A 952-nucleotide genomic window follows, 5' to 3' on the forward strand; every position below is an offset into this window, starting at 1 on the left:
TGTCGATGGCACGATCAAAGGCTTTCCAGTCATCACTGATTTTGTCTGCGTTGTCACTGATATTACCCGGATCGGACAATTGCCCACCAACGGACGGAATCAGAAGACTGAAGTCATCTTCCGGACCGGCTTTTGTCAGCAGGGCCGGGTTTGCCAGAGGTGCCACACCGTAGTGAGAGGAGGCTACCCCGGTTCCCCCCATTGCATCATTGCGGGCTTCAAAATATGAAGTTGCGGCTGTTGAATTAAAGGAAAATAAAACAGCAGATGCGATGAGAGTTCGGGTAATGTGCATATTCATCATCATTTCAGTTTCCTGGTTTGAGGTGTTTTGGGTACAGCAACGGTATGACACGACGGTGCCATTAAAAATTTATTGGTTTTTCTCTGCGTTATTACCAGGGTAATAACGGTATACTGAATAACTCAGCAGGTAATATTTTGCCTGTCATCAGATATTCTGCCTGTGCCGGACGAAGCGTTACGGTCCGGACGGATGTCTTTGCATATAAATTGCGGGCAGTGTGAAACCAGTTTTCTTTTTCCTTATTCATTCTTACTGGCGATAAAGAAAGTACAGGGTAAATGATGGCTTTATTAATTTCTTTTTTCTTGCGGAACAGTACACCGCAATATTCCTGTGAATGAACACCGGCAAAAGGAAAACTGTGCCAGAGAATAATATCCACATTATCGCTGTCTGAAATAAGCTGGCAGAACGCATCCTGTGTGGCTGGCCACTCACCGGCACGGCTTAAAGGATAACGTACCCTGCCGTTCAGCCATTCCGGGTTGAGATAAAACCAGTCAGCCAGAGCCGTCAGAATCTCTCCTGTCAGATAATCTGCGAGTTTGTCCGGGTCACGGAAGACGGCAGGACGGATATTCCAGGGAGCCAGTAACGTTGTCATCGTTGTTACGCAGACATCATGTGCCTGCATGATNTGTTCTG

2 protein-coding genes are annotated in these 952 nt (G+C 46.8%); both read right to left on the minus strand.

Annotated features, from left to right (window positions below; all coding sequences use genetic code 11):
* Nucleotides 1-307 (minus strand): conjugal transfer protein TraF (gene traF, locus E0D98_RS24805; protein ID WP_165941066.1); only part of this gene is annotated, 307 nt, incomplete at its 3' end.
* An 88-nt stretch (nt 308-395) separates the two neighbouring features.
* On the minus strand, nt 396-952 hold a 557-nt coding region (locus tag E0D98_RS24810), incomplete at its 5' end, for a conjugal transfer protein TraE (protein WP_131891355.1).

The organism is Escherichia sp. KCJ4928 (assembly GCF_004352695.1).
Classification (GTDB): Bacteria; Pseudomonadota; Gammaproteobacteria; order Enterobacterales; family Enterobacteriaceae; genus ECMA0423.